This is a genomic window from Mitsuaria sp. BK037 (genome assembly GCF_014193045.1).
In the GTDB taxonomy this organism is placed as follows: Bacteria; Pseudomonadota; Gammaproteobacteria; order Burkholderiales; family Burkholderiaceae_C; genus Roseateles.
In genome coordinates, this window is sequence record NZ_JACHYS010000003.1 from 700,659 (window position 1) to 717,878 (window position 17,220).

At 70.6% G+C, this 17,220-nt stretch carries 15 protein-coding genes; 12 read left to right on the forward strand and 3 right to left on the reverse strand.

All coding sequences use genetic code 11. From position 1 onward, the window contains the following. Positions 1-30: 30 nt before the first annotated feature. The 7 genes from FHT37_RS19865 to FHT37_RS19895 all read left to right on the forward strand — a co-directional run bounded on the left by FHT37_RS19865 (position 31) and on the right by FHT37_RS19895 (position 6,251). A complete protein-coding gene (locus tag FHT37_RS19865) occupies positions 31-711 on the forward strand; it encodes a Fe2+-dependent dioxygenase (RefSeq protein ID WP_183483836.1) in 681 nt (226 codons plus the stop codon). Positions 712-729: 18 nt separating this feature from the next. Beyond that, positions 730-1,407, forward strand: coding sequence for a PepSY-associated TM helix domain-containing protein (locus FHT37_RS19870; RefSeq protein WP_183483838.1), 678 nt, complete (start codon positions 730-732; stop codon positions 1,405-1,407). Positions 1,408-1,542: 135 nt separating this feature from the next. Beyond that, complete coding sequence (locus FHT37_RS19875; protein WP_091730350.1) at positions 1,543-2,079, forward strand: DUF2271 domain-containing protein; 537 nt, start codon at positions 1,543-1,545, stop codon at positions 2,077-2,079. A 40-nt stretch (positions 2,080-2,119) separates the two neighbouring features. Then, on the forward strand, positions 2,120-2,956 hold the full coding sequence (locus tag FHT37_RS19880) for a DUF4198 domain-containing protein (protein ID WP_183483840.1): 837 nt from the start codon (positions 2,120-2,122) through the stop codon (positions 2,954-2,956). Next, on the forward strand, positions 2,953-4,038 hold the full coding sequence (locus FHT37_RS19885) for an FAD:protein FMN transferase (protein ID WP_310739765.1): 1,086 nt from the start codon (positions 2,953-2,955) through the stop codon (positions 4,036-4,038). The genes FHT37_RS19880 and FHT37_RS19885 overlap by 4 nt, the downstream gene beginning before the upstream one ends. Beyond that, positions 4,038-5,537: a sulfite reductase subunit alpha gene (locus FHT37_RS19890; protein WP_183483842.1), complete on the forward strand. Its 1,500-nt coding sequence runs from the start codon at positions 4,038-4,040 to the stop codon at positions 5,535-5,537. The genes FHT37_RS19885 and FHT37_RS19890 overlap by 1 nt, the downstream gene beginning before the upstream one ends. Positions 5,538-5,831: 294 nt before the next feature. Continuing rightward, complete coding sequence (locus FHT37_RS19895; protein ID WP_099860657.1) at positions 5,832-6,251, forward strand: SWIB/MDM2 domain-containing protein; 420 nt, start codon at positions 5,832-5,834, stop codon at positions 6,249-6,251. 102 nt (positions 6,252-6,353) lie between these two features. On the opposite strand, the gene FHT37_RS19900 is transcribed toward FHT37_RS19895, so the two are convergent. Continuing rightward, positions 6,354-6,731, reverse strand: a complete 378-nt coding sequence (locus tag FHT37_RS19900) for a response regulator (protein ID WP_175538417.1) — start codon at positions 6,729-6,731, stop codon at positions 6,354-6,356. A 305-nt stretch (positions 6,732-7,036) separates the two neighbouring features. On the opposite strand from FHT37_RS19900, the gene FHT37_RS19905 reads away from it, so the two are divergent. Then, complete coding sequence (locus tag FHT37_RS19905) at positions 7,037-7,825, forward strand: MHFG family PEP-CTERM protein (protein WP_183483844.1); 789 nt, start codon at positions 7,037-7,039, stop codon at positions 7,823-7,825. Positions 7,826-7,878: 53 nt separating this feature from the next. On the opposite strand, the gene uvrA is transcribed toward FHT37_RS19905, so the two are convergent. After that, positions 7,879-10,773 carry an excinuclease ABC subunit UvrA gene (uvrA, locus tag FHT37_RS19910; protein ID WP_091730377.1) on the reverse strand — a complete coding sequence of 965 codons (2,895 nt, stop codon included), beginning with the start codon at positions 10,771-10,773 and terminating at the stop codon, positions 7,879-7,881. 292 nt (positions 10,774-11,065) lie between these two features. On the opposite strand from uvrA, the gene FHT37_RS19915 reads away from it, so the two are divergent. From FHT37_RS19915 to FHT37_RS19925, 3 genes are all read left to right on the forward strand, one after another. Beyond that, complete coding sequence (locus FHT37_RS19915; RefSeq protein ID WP_183483846.1) at positions 11,066-13,075, forward strand: bifunctional diguanylate cyclase/phosphodiesterase; 2,010 nt, start codon at positions 11,066-11,068, stop codon at positions 13,073-13,075. Between the two features lie 164 nt (positions 13,076-13,239). Then, entirely contained in the window at positions 13,240-13,422 is a 183-nt protein-coding gene (locus tag FHT37_RS19920) for a hypothetical protein (protein ID WP_091730383.1), read from the forward strand. 270 nt (positions 13,423-13,692) lie between these two features. Then, positions 13,693-13,962, forward strand: a complete 270-nt coding sequence (locus FHT37_RS19925; protein WP_147241882.1) for a hypothetical protein — start codon at positions 13,693-13,695, stop codon at positions 13,960-13,962. A 151-nt stretch (positions 13,963-14,113) separates the two neighbouring features. On the opposite strand, the gene recQ is transcribed toward FHT37_RS19925, so the two are convergent. Beyond that, positions 14,114-15,982: a DNA helicase RecQ gene (gene recQ, locus FHT37_RS19930; RefSeq protein WP_091730388.1), complete on the reverse strand. Its 1,869-nt coding sequence runs from the start codon at positions 15,980-15,982 to the stop codon at positions 14,114-14,116. Positions 15,983-16,093: 111 nt separating this feature from the next. On the opposite strand from recQ, the gene FHT37_RS19935 reads away from it, so the two are divergent. Continuing rightward, a complete protein-coding gene (locus tag FHT37_RS19935; RefSeq protein ID WP_147241577.1) occupies positions 16,094-17,062 on the forward strand; it encodes a diguanylate cyclase in 969 nt (322 codons plus the stop codon). Positions 17,063-17,220: the final 158 nt, after the last annotated feature.

The following is a 17,220-nucleotide window of genomic DNA, read 5'->3' on the forward strand; positions in this document are numbered from 1 at the left end:
GTCCCGCCCCAGAACCGAATCGATCCGGACATGTTGCTTCACATCCCCGAAGTGCTCAGCAAGCAGGACGTGCGCGAGATGCGCAAGCTCCTGGATGCCGCCGACTGGACCGACGGCCGCGCGACCGTGGGCGAGCAGGGCGCGAAGGTCAAGCAGAACCGCCAGCTGCCGGTCGACCATCCGGTCGCGCGCGAGATCGGCGCCCACATCCGCCAGATGCTGGCGCGGCATCCGCTGTTCATCTCGGCCGCGCTGCCGCTGCGCACCCTGGCGCCGCTGTTCAACCGCTACGAGGGCGGCGAGCAGTACGGCTTCCACATCGACGGCGCGATCATGCGCCAGCAGGGCACCGACCAGCCGCTGCGCAGCGACGTGTCCTCGACGCTCTTCCTCAGCGAGCCCGACGAGTACGAGGGCGGCGAGCTGGAGGTCGTCGACACCTACGGCACCCACGAGGTCAAGCTGCCCGCGGGCGACCTGATCGTCTATGCCAGCACCAGCCTGCATCGCGTCACACCGGTGACGCGCGGCGCGCGGGTGTGTTCCTTCTTCTGGACGCAGAGCCTGATCCGCCAGGACTGGCAGCGGGCGATGCTGTTCGAGCTCGACCAGACCGTCCAGAAGCTGCGCGCCCGGCTCGGCGACGACGCCGAGACCACCGCCCTCACCGGCCACTATCACAACCTGCTGCGGCTCTGGGCCGAGACCTGAGCGCGCGAGACCGTTCCGATGACGCCGGCCGATACCTCTTCCTCCTCCGCCGCCAAGCCCGGCAAGGGCCCCGCCGCGCGCGCGGCCTGGCTCAAGCAGCTGCACCAGTGGCACTGGATCAGCTCGGCCATCTGCCTGATCGGCATGATCCTGTTCGCCGTCACCGGCATCACGCTGAACCACGCCGCCGACATCGAGTCCAAGCCCGCGATCGTCGGCAAGACCGCGCAGCTGCCCGCCGAGCTCGCCGCGACGCTCAAGCCGCGCTCGGCCGACGAGGCCAGCGAGGCCGATCGCAAGGCGGCCGTGCCCGCGCCCGTGCGCGCCTGGCTGGCGAAGGAACTCGGCCGGCCCATCGATGCCCGCGAGGCCGAATGGAACCGCGACGAGGTCTACCTCGCGATGCCGCGCCCCGGCGGTGACGCCTGGGTCCGTATCGCGCGGGACAGCGGCGAGGTCGAGTATGAGGACACCGACCGCGGCTGGATCTCCTACTTCAACGACCTGCACAAGGGCCGCCATGCCGGCGTGGCCTGGAGCTGGTTCATCGACCTCTTCGCCGTCGCCTGCCTGCTGTTCTCCGTCACCGGCCTGCTGATCCTGAAGTTCCATGCGGTCAGCCGGCCCAGCACCTGGCCGCTGGTCGGCCTGGGCCTCGTCATTCCCGCGCTGCTGGCGCTGCTGCTGATCCACTGACCTGATCCTCACACGACCTGGACCGGCGCCCGCCACGGCGCGGCGCCGGTCCCGTCCTTCCTGCTGTCCTTCCCACCCTTCTTCCCGTTCCGAGCCATCGCCAGGATCCTCCCGACCTCCACCGAGACATCGACCATGAATCGCTCCGCAAGTCGTACCCTCCTCACGATCGGTGCCCTGGGCACCCTGGCCACGGGCTCGTCCGCCTGGGCTGCCACCGTCCAGCTCAAGCTCGAGCTGCCGCGCCTGAACGTGGCCGAGTACCACCGTCCCTACATCGCCGTCTGGGTCGAGAAGGCCGGCGAGTCCGGCCCGGCCGTCGCGCAGCTGGCGGTCTGGTACGACATCAAGAAGCAGAACAACGCCGGCACCAAGTGGCTCAAGGACATGCGCCAGTGGTGGCGCCAGGGCGGTCGCAACCTGACGGTGCCCGCCGACGGCGTAAGCGCCGCCACGCGCGCGCCCGGCGAGCATGCGATCTCGCTGGACACGCATCCGGCGCTGGCCGCGCTGCCCCCGGGCAAGTACGACATCGTCGTGGAGTCCAGCCGCGAAGCCGGCGGCCGCGAGGTGCAGCGCCTGCCGCTGACCTGGCCGGTCAAGGCCGCGGCCACCGCCAAGGCGCAGGGCGAGCACGAGCTCGGCGCGCTGGAACTGAACGTCAAGCCCTGAGCGGCATCCCGTCCCCCGACACGACACGGAGCACTCCACCATGACGAAGACTTCGATCGCATCCCGCCTCGCCCCCGTCGCCCTGGCCGTCGCCGCGCTGCTGCCGCTGGCCGCGCACGCCCACATGACCTGGCTGCTGCCCAACAAGTCCGCCTTCGACGGCAAGGAGCCGGTGGCCTCCTTCGACGCGGCGGTCTCGGAAGACCTCTTCAACTTCGAGCGCGCGCTCAAGCTCGACACGCTGCGCATCACCGCCCCGGACGGCAAGACCGTCGAGGCCGAGAACCGCAGCACCGCCCGCCACCGCGAGAGCTTCGACGTGAAGCTGACGCAGGACGGCACCTGGCGCATCAGCAACGTCAGCCAGTCCATGATGGGCAGCTACAAGCAGGGCGGCGAGACCAAGCGCTTCCGCGGCACGCCGGCGAGCTTCGCCAAGGACGTGCCGGCCGACGCCGAGATCACCGCGCTGACGGTGATGACCAATCGCCAGCAGACCTTCGTCAGCAGGGAGGAGGCCGGCAAGGTCGACTTCAAGCCCGAGGGCGATGGCCTGGAGCTGCTGCCGCTGGGCCCGGTCACCGACCTGAGCCATGGCGACAAGACGCGCTTCCGTCTCGTGCTGGACGGCAAGCCGGCCGCCGACGTGCAGCTGAAGCTGGTGCGTGAAGGCAACCGCTACCGCTACAAGTTCGGCGAGGTCGAGCTCAAGACCGACGCCCAGGGCGAGTTCACCGTCGAGTGGACCGAGCCGGGCCGCTACTTCCTCGGCGCGAGCACCGGCCCGGCGCGCGGCCCCAACGCGCCGGCCGGCACGCGTCAGGCGCCGGTGCAGCGCGCCGGTGTCAGCGCCACCTTCGAGGTGCTGCCCAAGTGAGCCCGGCGAGCGGGACGAGCCACGCGCGGACGCCGGGCCTCGCGCCCGAGCCGCGCGTGCTGGTCCCGCTGCGCATCGACGGCGAGCCGCCGGCGCTGGGGCAGGTGCCGCACGCGCTGGACGGCGAGACGATGGGCACGACCTGGTCGGTGCGTTTCATCGGACCGGAAGGGCTGCGGCTCGCCGCGATCGAGGCAGCCATCGTCCGCGCCTGCGATGAGGTCATCGCGCAGATGAGCGGCTGGGACGCCGCGTCCGACCTGAGCCGCTTCAATCGCGCGCCCGCCGGCACCGTGTGTCCCTTACCAAACGACTTCGCGACGGTGCTCGATGCGGCGCTGAAGATCGCCGCCGCGAGCGGCGGCGCCTACGACCCCAGCGCCGGCGCGCTGGTGGCGCTGTGGGGCTTCGGTCCGTCGGGCGAGACGGCGCTCGCGCCGCGCCACGACGATCCCGCCTTCCGCGCCCCGTCGCCGCAGGATTGCGCCCGCGTCCACTGCGGCTGGGACGCGCTGCCGTGGGACGGCGCGCGTCGCACGCTGACGCAGGCCGGCGGTGTCGCGCTGGATCTGTCGGCGATCGCCAAGGGGTTCGCCGTCGACCGTGTGTCGGAGCTGCTGGGTGCGCTCCGCCTGCGCGATCACCTCGTCGAGATCGGCGGGGAACTGCGGGGCGCGGGCTTGAAGCCCGACGGGCAACCCTGGTGGGTGGACCTCGAGCCGCCCGCCGCCGACTGCGGCCTGGCGCCGCTGCGCATCGCGCTTCATGGCCTGTCGGTCGCGACCTCCGGCGACTACCGCAAGTGCTTCGTTGATGCCACCGGCCAGTGGCGCTCCCACACCATCGATCCGCGCACGCGGCGGCCCGTCGAGCACGGCCTGGCATCGGTCACCGTGGTGCATGACAGCGCGATGGCGGCCGATGGCTGGTCGACCGCGCTGATGGTCCTCGGGCCCGACGAGGGCCTCGCGCTGGCCGACCGGCTCGGCCTGGCGGCGCGGCTCGTGCGGCGCCGCCCGCCGGCCGAAGGCGGCGGTTTCGAGGAGCGCTTCTCCGCGGCGATGCGCGCGCTGATGCTCTGATGACTGCGATCCTGTCCCGTCCCGCGGCGGCGCTGCTGCTGCTCGCGCTCTACCTGCTGATGTGCGCCGCGTTGTGGTGGCGGTACCGCCGCCGGCAACGCCAGGCGGCCGCGGAATCCGCCGCGCTGCTGCCGGCCTCCGACGCCGGCCCGCCGGTGCTAGTGCTGCATGCGAGCCAGACCGGCCAGGCCGAGGAGATCGCCTGGCAGACCGCCAGGGCGCTGCACCTGGCCGGCATGCCGGTGCGCGTCGCCGCGCTCGGCGAGGTGGACCGCGAGGCGCTGCGCGGCGCGCGGCATGCGCTCTTCATCGCCAGCACCTACGGCGAGGGCGACGCCCCCGACAGCGCGGCACCGTTCGCGCGCGACCTGATGGCGGCGCAGGCCTCGGACGCGGCCACCGGCCTGGACCTGTCGTCGCTGCAGGTGGGCGTGCTGGCGCTGGGCGATGCGACCTACACCCACTTCTGCGGCTTCGGCCGCGCGCTCGACGCCTGGTTGCGCGAGCGCGGCGCGCGGTCGATGTTCGATCGCATCGAGGCCGACCGCACCGATGAACACGCGCTGTCGCAGTGGCGGCAGCGCTTGAGCCACCTGGCCGGCACCGCCGACCTGGCCGAGTGGGAGGCGCCGGTGTTCACCGACTGGCGGCTGGCGGCGCGCCGCCATCTGAATCCAGGGAGCCAGGGCGGACCGGTGTTCCACCTCGAGCTGGTGCCCGCGGGCGGATCGCCGCTGCCCGCCTGGGAGGCCGGCGATCTCGTGCAGGTGAGCGTGGCCGGGGAAGCGACCCATGCGGCCCATGCGGCCCATGCGGCCCATGCGGCCCATGCGGCCGGCGCGGCCGGCGCGGCCGACGCGATCGATGACGACGCGCGGCGACCGCGCGAGTACACGATCGCCTCGCTGCCCGCGGACGGCCGCGTCGAGCTGATGGTGCGTCGCACCGAGCGCGAGGACGGCTCGCCGGGCCTGGCGTCGGGATGGTTGACGGAGCGCCTGGCCGTCGGTGGGGGCGTCGCGCTGCGCCTGCGACCGCATGCGAGCTTCCGCATCGGCGCCAACGCCGACCGGCCGCTGATCCTCGTCGGCAACGGCACCGGGCTGGCGGGGTTGCGGGCGCACTTGAAGGTCCGCGCGCAAGCCCGCATGAACACGGGGAACGGCGCCGTGAGGGCTTGGTTGCTCTTTGGTGAACGGCAATCGGCGCACGACGCGCATTACCGCGACGAGATCGAGGCCTGGCAGCGCGACGGCGTGCTGGCCCGCGTGGACTGGGCCTTCTCGCGCGACCAGGCGGAACGCGTCCATGTGCAGCACCTGCTCGCGCGCGAGGCGCCGCGTCTGCGCGAATGGATCGCGGACGGCGCGGCGATCTACGTCTGCGGCAGCCTGCAAGGCATGGCCGGCGCCGTCGACGCGGTGCTGCGCGAGACGCTCGGCGAGGCCGATGTCGACGCGCTCATCCGCGAAGGGCGCTACCGGCGCGACGTGTACTGAGCGGTGCGCCGGTGCTGTCGGCGTCGTGAGGCGCGCGTCGCGCGGACCACGGCGACCACGGGGAACCCCGTAGGCGCGCAGGCATCGCGCGTGTCGGACATGCGGAGATTGATGCGCGCCCGCGACAAACACGGGGGACGGCGTTGACTTCGAGGCCGTTTTCCCCCTGCCAGAGCCTTCTCAATGCAGGAGGTGCGCAGTACCATTGCCCGCGCAGGGTGCCAACGAGTACCGAAGGCGTCAGACCTTCACCAGGGCCCGGCACATCAACAACCCTTGATGGAGAGAATCGAAATGGCAACTGCGAAGAAGGCCGCGCCCGCCAAGAAGGCGGCACCGGCCAAGAAGGCGGCACCGGCGAAGAAGGCCGCCGCGCCCGCGAAGAAGGCGGCACCTGCGAAGAAGGCCGCGCCCGCGAAGAAGGCAGCTCCCGCGAAGAAGGCTGCCGCTCCCGCCAAGAAGCGCACCCCCAACGCCGCCTTCATGAAGGCCCTGACCCCCAGCCCCGCGCTGGCCGCGATCGTCGGCGACAAGCCGCTGCCGCGCACCGACGTGGTGAAGAAGGTCTGGGAATACATCAAGAAGCACAACCTGCAGGACGCTGCGCAGAAGCGCGTCATCAACGCCGACGCCAAGCTGAAGGAAATCTTCGGCAAGCCCAAGGCCGACATGTTCGAGATGACCCGCCTGATCAACAGCCACCTGAAGGATTGAGCGCCGAGGCCGCAAGGCCTCTTCCGCGTTCAGGACAAGGCCCGCCTCGCGCGGGCTTTTTTGCGTCCGCGCCGGTCCGTGGGCAGGCGCGGCGCGATCGCCTCAGAGCCGCTCGAGCGCGGCGCGCAGCTGGCGCACGTCGATCGGCTTGAGCCAGTAATCCTGGAAGCCCGCGGCGCGAGCGCGCTGGCGCTGGTCGTCCATCACGTCGGCCGACAGCGCGATGCAGCGCAGCTGGGCCAGGCGCGCGTCCGCGCGCACCAGCGCCATCAGTTCCAGGCCATTCATGTCCGGCAGGTTCATGTCCATCAGCACCAGCGAGGGCATGACGCGCGGCAGCATCTCCATCGCCTGGGCGCCGGTCTCGGCCACGTCCAGCGTCCAGCCGGGCATCAGGCGGAACACCTCCTCCATCAGCACGATGTTGATGCGGTCGTCCTCGACGTAGAGGACGTGGCGGGCGGCGGTGGGGGAGGACATGGCGAGGACAGGCAGGGGACAACGCACGATACCAGCGATTGCCTGGACGGCCCGTCTTGTCCATGCCGTCACCGCTTCTTCACCGCCCGTGCGATCTGCGGGAGCACCGTGACAAAAACCACGCGTGGCCATACCCCCGGCTGAGGGGGACGGCCCGATGCGGCGGGTCTTCGCTCCCTACACTCGCCGTAACTCCTGTCACATCCGGTGATGCAAAGCGACGGATGGAAACAGGAGCCACAAACGGCAAGGCTTGACCCCGACGAGATGTCTCGCGGAGGCGGCCGCCGAAAAAGAGAACTGTCATGTCGTTGGTGGCCGCATTCGCGTTGGCCGCGTCCACCGTGACGCTGCCCAACTGTTCCTGGGACAAGCCGGGCGTCAATCCGTTCATGGGCGACCTCGTCGCGGCCGTGGACCGGTACAAGGACATCCCGGCGGCGACCCGCGCCAGGCTCAAGGCGCGCATGGCCGCGCGCCAGTACGACGAGATCGTCGACATCCACCGCGACAGCATCGTCGGCCGCTACGAGTACGGCAGCGAGATCCGCGACATGCATTTCGGCGCTGGTTCGGTCTGCCGCACGGTCACGCGGACGAAGTGGACCGCGCAGACGCTGGAGCGCGGCCTGGTCTATTGCGAGGACGGCCAATGCATACTCGTCCCGACCGTGTGCCGCAACGTCAGCCGCATCGCGCGCGGACCGCTGAAGCCGGGCGCGGCCGGTGGCCCGACCGCCAAGGCCGAGGACGAACCACTGATGTTCGAGCCCCCGGCGGCCGGTGCGGCCGCCGACGGCGGTGCCGGCGATCCGGGCAGCTTCGCGCGCACCGCCGCGCTGCCACCCACGGCCACCTCGGACACCAGCCTGATCGCGCCCACGCCGGGCGGCAGCGGCGGCGGGGCGCCGGTGGCGCCGCCGCCCACCGGCGTCGGCGGACCGGGCGTCATCACGCTGCCGCAGCTGCCGGCGGGCAACGGTGGTGGCGGCAACCTGCCCGTCGTGCAGGGGGTGCCGGAACCGCAGACCTGGGTACTCTTCGCGTTGGGACTGGGTGCCCTGGCCATCGCGGCGAAGCGCCGCGCCGCCTGAACTGGCGCGCGACTCAGCCGCGCCCGCTCAACTGCGCCCCTGAGCCGCGCGCTTCAGCCTCGCGCGAGCAGCGGCTTGAGGTAGCGGCCGGTGTGGCTCGCCTCGCAGGCGGCGACGTCCTCGGGCGTGCCCGCGACCAGCAGCCGTCCGCCACCGGAGCCGCCCTCCGGACCCATGTCGATCAGCCAGTCCGCGGTTTTGATGACGTCGAGGTTGTGCTCGATGATCACGATCGTGTTGCCCGCGTCGCGCAGCTGGTGCACGACCTTGAGCAGCAGCGCGATGTCGGCGAAGTGCAGGCCGGTGGTCGGCTCGTCCAGGATGTACAGCGTCCGCCCGGTGTCGCGCTTGGAGAGCTCCAGCGCCAGCTTGACGCGCTGCGCCTCGCCGCCTGACAGCGTCGTCGCGCTCTGGCCGAGCTTCACGTAGCCCAGGCCCACGTCCATCAGCGTCTGCAGCTTGCGCGCCAGCGTCGGCACCGCGCTGAAGAAGGCGAGCGCGTCTTCCACCGTCAGCCCCAGCACCTCGGAGATGTTCTTGCCCTTGTAGAGCACCTCCAGCGTCTCGCGGTTGTAGCGCTTGCCGCCGCAGGTGTCGCAGGGGACGTAGACGTCGGGCAGGAAGTGCATCTCCACCTTCAGCACGCCGTCGCCCTGGCAGGACTCGCAGCGGCCGCCGGCCACGTTGAAGCTGAAGCGGCCCGCGCCGTAGCCGCGCTCGCGCGCGGTCGGCATCTCGGCGAAGAGCTCGCGGATCGGGGTGAACAGGCCGGTGTAGGTCGCCGGGTTGGAGCGCGGCGTGCGGCCGATCGGCGACTGGTCGACGTTGATCACCTTGTCGAAGGCGTCCATGCCTTCGATCTCGTCATGCTCGGCCGGTTCGGCATGGCTCTGGTAGAGCTTGCGCGAGACGGCGGCGTACAGCGTGTCGTTGACCAGCGTGCTCTTGCCCGAGCCGGACACGCCGGTCACGCAGGTCAGCAGGCCGACCGGGAATTCGGCGGTCACGCCCTTGAGGTTGTTGCCGCGCGCGTTGACGATCTTCAGCGTGCGCGGATCGGCGCTGTCGCTGAGCGCGTGACGCTGCTTGGGCACCTCGATGCGCTCCACGCCGCTGAGATAACGGCCGGTGGACGATTCGAGATTCGCCGCGACCTCCTCGGGCGTGCCCTGCGCCATGATCCGGCCGCCATGCACGCCGGCGCCGGGGCCCAGGTCCAGTACATGGTCCGCGGCGCGGATCGCGTCCTCGTCGTGCTCGACGACCAGTACCGAGTTGCCCAGGTCGCGCAAGCGCCGCAGCGTCGCGATCAGGCGGTCGTTGTCGCGCTGGTGCAGACCGATGCTGGGTTCGTCCAGCACGTACATCACGCCGGTCAGCCCGGAGCCGATCTGCGACGCCAGCCGGATGCGCTGCGCCTCGCCGCCGGACAGCGTGTCGGCGCTGCGGTCCAGGCTCAGGTAGTTCAGCCCCACGTCGTTGAGGAAGTGCAGCCGCGAGGCGATCTCGCGGATCACCTTGTCGGCGATCTCCGCCTTCGCGCCCTTGAGCTTCAGCGATTCGAAATAGGCCAGCGCCTCGCGCAGCGTCGCGTGCTCGACCTCGTAGATCGGCTTGCCGCGCTCGCCCTCGGCGGCGTCGGCCGGCTGCAGCAGCACGTGGCGCGCCTCGCGTCTCAGGCGCGAGCCCTCGCAATGGGGGCAGGGCTTGGCGCTCTGGTAGCGCGCGAGTTCCTCGCGCACCGCGGCGGAATCGGTCTCGCGGAAGCGCCGCTGCAGGGTGGGGAGGATGCCCTCGAACGGGTGGGAGCGCCTGACGCTGCGCTTGCGGCCGTTGGCGCCTTCGGCCTGGTAGGTGAAGGTGATCTCGTCCTCGCCGGAGCCCTGCAGCAGGACCTGGCGCGCCAGCTCGGGCAGTTCCTCGAAGGGCTGTTCGATGTCGAAGCCGTAATGCTTCGCGACCGATTCCAGCATCGAGAAGGTGTAGGCGTTGCGCCGGTCCCAGCCCTTGACCGCGCCGCTGGCCAGGCTCAGCGTCGGGAAGGCGACGACGCGTTCCGGATCGAAGACGGTCACCAGGCCCAGGCCCTCGCAGGAGGGGCAGGCGCCCACCGGCGAATTGAACGAGAACAGCCGGGGCTCGAGTTCCGGCAGCGAATAGCTGCAGATCGGGCACGCAAACTTGCTGGAGTAGATCGACTCGGTGCCGCGGTCCATGTCGAGCACCAGCGCGCGGCCGTCGGCCAGGCGCAGCGCGGCCTCGAAGCTTTCCGCCAGACGCTGGCGCAGCTGGTCGGCGCTGTCGTGGCGCAGCTTGATGCGGTCGACGACGACATCGATGTCGTGCTTCTCCGCCTTCTTCAGCGCCGGGAGGTCCGGCACCTCGACGGTCTGGCCGTCGACGCGGAAGCGCACATACCCCTGCGCCTGCAGGTCCTGGAAGAGCTCGATGAACTCGCCCTTGCGGTCGCGCACGACCGGCGCCAGCACCATCAGGCGCGAGTCGTCCGGCATGGCCAGCACCGCGTCGACCATCTGGCCGACGCTCGAGGCCTCCAGCGGCAGGTGGTGGTCGGGGCAGAAGGGCGTGCCGGCGCGCGCGTAGAGCAGGCGCAGGTAGTCGTGGATCTCGGTGACCGTGCCCACCGTCGAGCGCGGGTTGTGGCTGGTGGCCTTCTGCTCGATCGAGATCGCCGGCGACAGGCCCTCGATCACGTCGACCTCGGGCTTGTCCATCAGCTGCAGGAACTGGCGCGCGTAGGCTGACAGGCTCTCGACGTAGCGGCGCTGGCCCTCGGCGTACAGCGTGTCGAAGGCGAGCGAGGACTTGCCCGAGCCCGACAGCCCGGTGATGACGACCAGCTGGTTGCGCGGCAGGTCGACGTCGATGTTCTTGAGGTTGTGGGTGCGGGCGCCGCGGACGCGGATCATCGGCGGCTCGTCCCCCATCCGCCCGAGCACCTGGCCCAGATACCGGCCGCCCGGGCCCGGCTGCGGCGCGGCCGTGGGCTCGGACGGGGCGGGGACGGCGGGCGGGACTTTCGTGGACATGGGGCCGGACACAGCTGGAGGCGAACTCGCCATGATAGGGCCAGCCCCGTTCCCGCGCCGATCCCTGCTGACACCGCGTGGCAGCGGGAGGAATGCCGAAATCCTTCCCCGCGACCCCGCCTTTGCGGGGGCCCTCCGGCCACATGGGGGTGCAGAATCGCCGCATCCCCTCCTGCCCCTTCCCCCCTCGATGAAGTTCAAAGCGCCGTCGCTGTCGCTGCGCAGTGTGATCCTGCTCGCGGTGGTGGTCGGGATCGCGGCGCCGGCCCTGGCGCTGCTCGCCTACAGCGATGCGTTCATCCGCCGCAGCCTCGAGCCGGTGCTGGAGGGCCAGCGCGCGGCCGTGCTGACGCTGGCCGCCAATGGCCTGGTCGAGCCGCTGTGGACGGTGGACAGCCCGGCGGTGCAGCGGGCGCTCGACCAGCTGCTGTCTGACGTCAACGTCTGCGCGGTGGAGCTCAACGAGGAGCGCGTCGACACCCGCGACATCGTGCGTGCCAAGTGCAGCCCCGGCTGGCCGACGGTCACGCTCGCCGCGACCATCCAGCGCGAGGGCCAGGTGCTGGGCAGCCTGCGGGTGCAGTTCGACGATGCCGCGCAGGAACGCATGCTCGAGGAGGGGCGCCGCCAGACGGCGCTGATCGTGGCCGCGCAGGTGGCGGTGGGCGTGGGCATCGTGCTGATGGTCTTCTATCTGAGGATGGTCCGCCCGATCGACCGGCTCAAGCGCCTGGCCAACGCCATCGCCGAGCGCCAGCCGGTGCCGCGGCTGCGCTGGAACCGCAAGGACGAGCTGGGCCAGCTGGGCGTGCACCTGGACCAGATGGGGCAGCAGATCGCCGGCCTGCTGGCGGACATGGAGAGCAAGAACGCGCAACTGCATCAGCTCGCGATGTACGACCACCTCACCGGCCTGCCCAATCGGACGCTGTTCCGGGAAGTCTTCCTGCACGAGGCGGCGGTCGCGCGGCGCGAGCAGAGCCACCTGGCGCTGCTGTTCGTCGACCTGGACCGGTTCAAGGCGATCAATGATTCGCTCGGTCATGCCGCCGGCGACCGCATGCTGCTGCAGGCCAGCGAGCGGCTGCGCCAGGCGGTGCGGGAGTCCGACCTGGCCTGCCGCGTCAGCGGCGACGAGTTCCTGCTGCTGATGCGCGATTCCAGCGAGCACGTCGCCTCCGCGGCGCAGCGCCTGATCGAGGCGCTGAACGCGCCGCTGCAGCTCGAGGGCGGCGTGGCCAGCGTGTCGGCCAGCGTCGGCATCGCGCTGTTCCCGCGCGATGGCGACGACTTCGACACCCTGGTCCGCCATGCCGACCTGGCGATGTACCGCGCCAAGCAGCTGGGGCGCTCGCGCTACAGCTTCTTCCAGCAGGACATGGACGCGGCGGCGGTGCAGCGGATGGAGCTCGAGCGCGAATTGAAGCTGGCGCTGGAACGCGACGAACTGCTGCTCCATTACCAGGCCGTCGTGGATGCCCGCACCGGCGCCTGGTCGGGGCTGGAGGCGCTGATGCGCTGGCAGCATCCGCAGCGCGGGCTGGTGATGCCGGGCCAGTTCATCGAGCTGGCCGAGGAGACCGGGCAGATCCTGGACCTGGGCTGGAGCACCATCGAGCAGGCCTGCGCGCAGTTGGCGCGCTGGAAGGCCTCGGGGCGGCATCCGGGGCCGATCTCGATCAACCTGTCGGCCCTGCAGTTCCGCGAGCCCCGGCTGGCCGAGCGGATCGCCGAGGCAATGGGCCGCCACGCGGTCGCGCCCGGCGAACTGGCGATCGAGCTGACCGAAAGCTCGCTGCTGACCGACACCGACACGGTGCTCCAGACCCTGGCGCGCCTGTCCGAGCTGGGGCTGAGCCTGTCGGTGGACGACTTCGGGACCGGGTATTCCTCGCTCGCCTACCTGAAGCTGCTGCGCCCGGCCCGGCTGAAGATCGACCGGGCCTTCGTCCGGGACCTGCCCAGCAGCGCCGACGACCGGGCGCTGGTGCGCGCCATGATGGGCATGGCCGAGGCGCTGGGCATCGACGTGGTGGCGGAGGGCGTCGAGACCGAGGCGCAGCGCGACGCGCTGCTGGCGCTGGGCTGCTGGCAGCAGCAGGGCTATTTCTATTGCCGGCCGCAGCCGGCCACCGCGCTGGCGGCGCGCCTGGCCGTCTGGCCGCCCCAGGTTGGGGCAGCGCGGGCAGCGCGCGGCTGAAGCCTCGCCAGGATCGCCCCCCAGGACCCATTCGCCCGACCGACCGGCATTTCGGCGCGCGATAGCGGCAATTCGTCGCGTCGTCGTGGTCTTGCCGCCGGTGGCGGCGCACAGTGCATCCTCGTTGAAATGCCAGGACAGGGATCGCACCGCAGGGGACCACCATGAACGACGCCGCCAAGACTTTCCTCACCGCCCTGGCCGCCGTGGCCAGCGCCGCTGTCATCGCCTTGTGGCTGGCGGACACGAACGAGGCCGCGCGTCCGTCCCATCCCCTGCCCCTGCACTGGGCCGAGCAGACCATGCCGGGACCTCAGGCCGACCAGGCCAGCAAGCCGCGCGGATGACCCCGCGGCCTGCGCTCCGATAGACGCCACGCTTCCCCCGGCATTTCGAAGCCCGCCTGACCAGCGGGCTTCTTTTTTTTCGGCTCGATCGTCGGGAACATCGATGGAATGGGGCATCCCGGCGATCGACGGTCCGGGCTCATCCATTCGTCGCGGTTCCGCGCAGTTCACTCCGTCGCCGCGCGCATTCGTCGCTTGCGGCTCGCGGAACGGGGGCGCGATGACGACACTGACTTCACTGACACACGCAACCCCATCAAGGAGATCGACATGAGCACCCCCTCTTTCAAGACCGCCCGCACCAGCTTCAAGGCCTTTGCCTTCGGCATCGGCGCCACGCTGGCGATCGCCGTCAGCCTGCTGCACGTGCAGGACCAGCGCGAGCAACGCGCGGCCGTCATCACGCTGGATCCGGTGGTCATCACCGCCAAGCGCGAGCAACTGCCCACCGTCTACATCACCGGCCGCCGCGACACTGCGGCCGACGGCCAGCAGCTGGCTTCGGCCGCGCCGGCCGGCTGCACGACCCAGCTCTGCTGAGCTCCGGCGGTTGCGCTGTCAAGGCGGCGACCGCGACGGTCCAGCTGTAGCGATCGCCCACGAGAACGCCCGGCAGTTGCCGGGCGTTCTTCTTTTTGTCGGTGAGTTTTCCTGGTGACGATCGCGTGACGCGATCGAGGGCCCAAGCGGCTCAGTCCTCGGCCAGGACCCGCAGCAGCGCCTCGCCATAGGCCTCGAGCTTCTTCGCGCCGATGCCGCTGATGCCGGACATCTCGTCGAGCGAGCGCGGCTGCGCCCGCGCCAGTTCGGCCAGGGTCACGTTCTGGAAGATCACGTAGGCCGGCAGGCCGTGCTCGCGCGCCACCTCGGCGCGCCAGGCCTTGAGCGCATCGAAGCGCGCCTGCGCCGCGGCGTCCAGGTCGGCCTCGGCCTCCGAGCGCCGGCTGGACGACGACCCGCCGCGGCTCGACTTGCTCTTGCGCGTCGGCACCGCGGGCTGGCGCAGCAGCATGCGCACCTCGCCACGCAGCACGGCCTTGGCATCGCCGCCCAGTGACAGCGTGTTGTATTCGCCCTCGGTCACCGCATAGCCCAGCGCGATCAGCTGGCGGATCACCGCGCGCCACTGCTGCTCGCTGAGCGCGGCGCCGACGCCCCAGGTCGACAGTTCGTGATGCCGGTACTGGGCGACCTTGTCGGTCTCCTTGCCGCGCAGCACGTCGATCAGGTGGCCGGAGCCGAAGCTGAAGCCAGTGACCTGGTGAAAGCGGTAGATGCACGACAGCGCCATGCGCGCCGCCTCGGTCGCGTCCCAGGTCGCGGGCGGATTCAGGCAGTTGTCGCAGTTGCCGCAGGGCTGGCTGTCCTCGCCGAAGTAGGCCAGCAGCCGCACGCGGCGGCAGTCGATGGCCTCGGCCAGCGCGAGCAGCGCGTCGAGCTTGCCGCGCTGCACCTGCTTGAATTCGTCCGACGACGGGCTCTCGTCGATCATGCGGCGCTGCTGCACCACGTCCGCCAGGCCGTAGGCCATCCAGGCCTGGGCCGGTTCGCCGTCGCGGCCGGCGCGACCGGTCTCCTGGTAGTAGCCCTCGATGTTCTTGGGCAGGTCCAGGTGGGCGACGAAACGCACGTCGGGTTTGTCGATGCCCATGCCGAAGGCGATGGTGGCGACCATCACGATGCCGTCCTCGCGCAGGAAGCGGTCCTGGTGGCGCTTGCGCTGCTCCTGTTCCATGCCGGCGTGGTAAGGCAGCGCGTTGATGCCCTTGGCGCGCAGCCACTCCGCCGTCTCGTCGACCTTCTTGCGGCTCTGGCAATAAACGACGCCCGCCTCGTCCTCGTGCTCGTCCTGGATGAAGCGCAGCAGCTGCTCGCGCGGGCTGTCCTTCTCGACGATCAGGTAGCGGATGTTGGGGCGGTCGAACGAGGCGACGAAGATCCGCGCGCTGTCGAGCTGCAGCCGCTCGATGATGTCGGCGCGGGTGATGTCGTCGGCGGTGGCGGTCAGCGCGATGCGCGGGATGTCGGGGAAGCGCTCGTGCAGCAGGCTCAGCGACAGGTATTCGCTGCGGAAGTCGTGGCCCCACTGGCTCACGCAGTGCGCCTCGTCGATCGCGAACAGCGCGAGCAGGCCGCGCTCGTACAGCGATTGCATCTGCGCGATGAAGCGCGGCGTGTTGACCCGCTCCGGCGCCGCGTACAGCAGCGTCAGGCGCCCGGCGAGCATCTCGCGCTCGATGCGCTGGGTTTCCTCGAGCGTCTGCGTGGAGTTCAGGAAGGCGGCCTCGACGCCCGCTTCCTCGAGCGCGCCGACCTGGTCATGCATCAGGGCGATCAGCGGACTGACGACCACGGTGACGCCATGGCCGGCGCGCTGCCGGGCGATCGCGGGGATCTGGTAACAGAGCGACTTGCCGCCCCCGGTGGGCATCAGCACCAGCGCGTCGCCGCCGGCGGTCACGTGGTCGACGATCGCCGCCTGCTGGCCGCGAAAGGCGCTGTAACCGAACACCTCTTGCAGGATGGCTAGCGGGACGGGATGATGCTTGGACGAACTCATGGAGCCCTCGATTGTCCTGCACATCGACGGGCCCGCCGTTCACCCGGTCCCGATCCGTCGTGGACGGCGCTTTCCGAGCGCCTTGCTCCTCCGCACCGAACAGACCTGCTCATGATCGCTGCGCCGTTGCCCGACGACGAGAATGCCCGGCTGGCCACGCTGCGCGTGCTGCAGGTGCTGGACACCGATCCCGAGGAACGCTTCGACCGCCTGACGCGCATGGCGCGGCGCCTGTTCGAGGTGCCGATCGCGCTGGTCAGCCTGGTCGACGCCGACCGGCAGTGGTTCAAGTCGGCGCAGGGCCTGGACGTGCCGGAGACCCCGCGCGACGTCAGCTTCTGCGGCCACGCCATCCTGTCGGACGACATCCTGCTGATCCCTGACACCCATGCCGATCCGCGCTTCGTCGACAACCCGCTGGTGACCGGGGCGCCGCACATCCGCTTCTACGCCGGCTGCCCGGTGCGGGCGCCCAGCGGTCACCGGCTCGGCACGCTGTGCCTGATCGACCGGGTGCCGCGCGGCTTCGACGCCGACGACCAGGCGACGCTGCGCGACCTGGCCTTCATGGTCGAGCAGCAGTTCGCGGCGATGTACATGGCGATGGTGGACGAGCTGACCGGGCTGGCGAACCGGCGCGGCTTCGAATCGCAGGCCGGACATGTGCTGGCGCTGTGCCGGCGCAAGCAGTGGCCGGCGACGATGCTGTACTTCGACCTCGACCACTTCAAGCATGTCAACGACCGCTATGGCCATGCGGAGGGCGACTGGGCGCTGAAGTCCTTTGCGGACATCCTGCGTTTCTGCCTGCGGGCCTCGGACGTGATCGCGCGCACCGGCGGCGACGAGTTCGTGGTGCTGCTCAGCGGCACGGCGACCGAGCAGATGTCGCCCGCGCTGGAGCGGGTGCGCACGCAGGTCGGGGCGCTCAACCTGAGGGCGCAGCGGGGTTACGCGCTGGATTTTAGCGTCGGCGACGCCGCGATGGCCGCCGACCGACCGCTGACGCTGGAGGAGCTGATGCAGCAGGCCGACGCGGCGATGTACGCGCACAAGCAGAGCCGGCGCCGCATGGGCTGACGGCCCGCCCGCGCGGGCGCGGCGGCCACGGCGGCCCTGAATCCGGTGATCGGCTGACGCGAAGCAGGCAGCGGATCGGCGTTTCCCGGGGATCGTCGGCGGAATGGGCGGGCGGCATAATCCGCCCCCTGCGCCGCTGTTTCCGACCCGATGTCCCG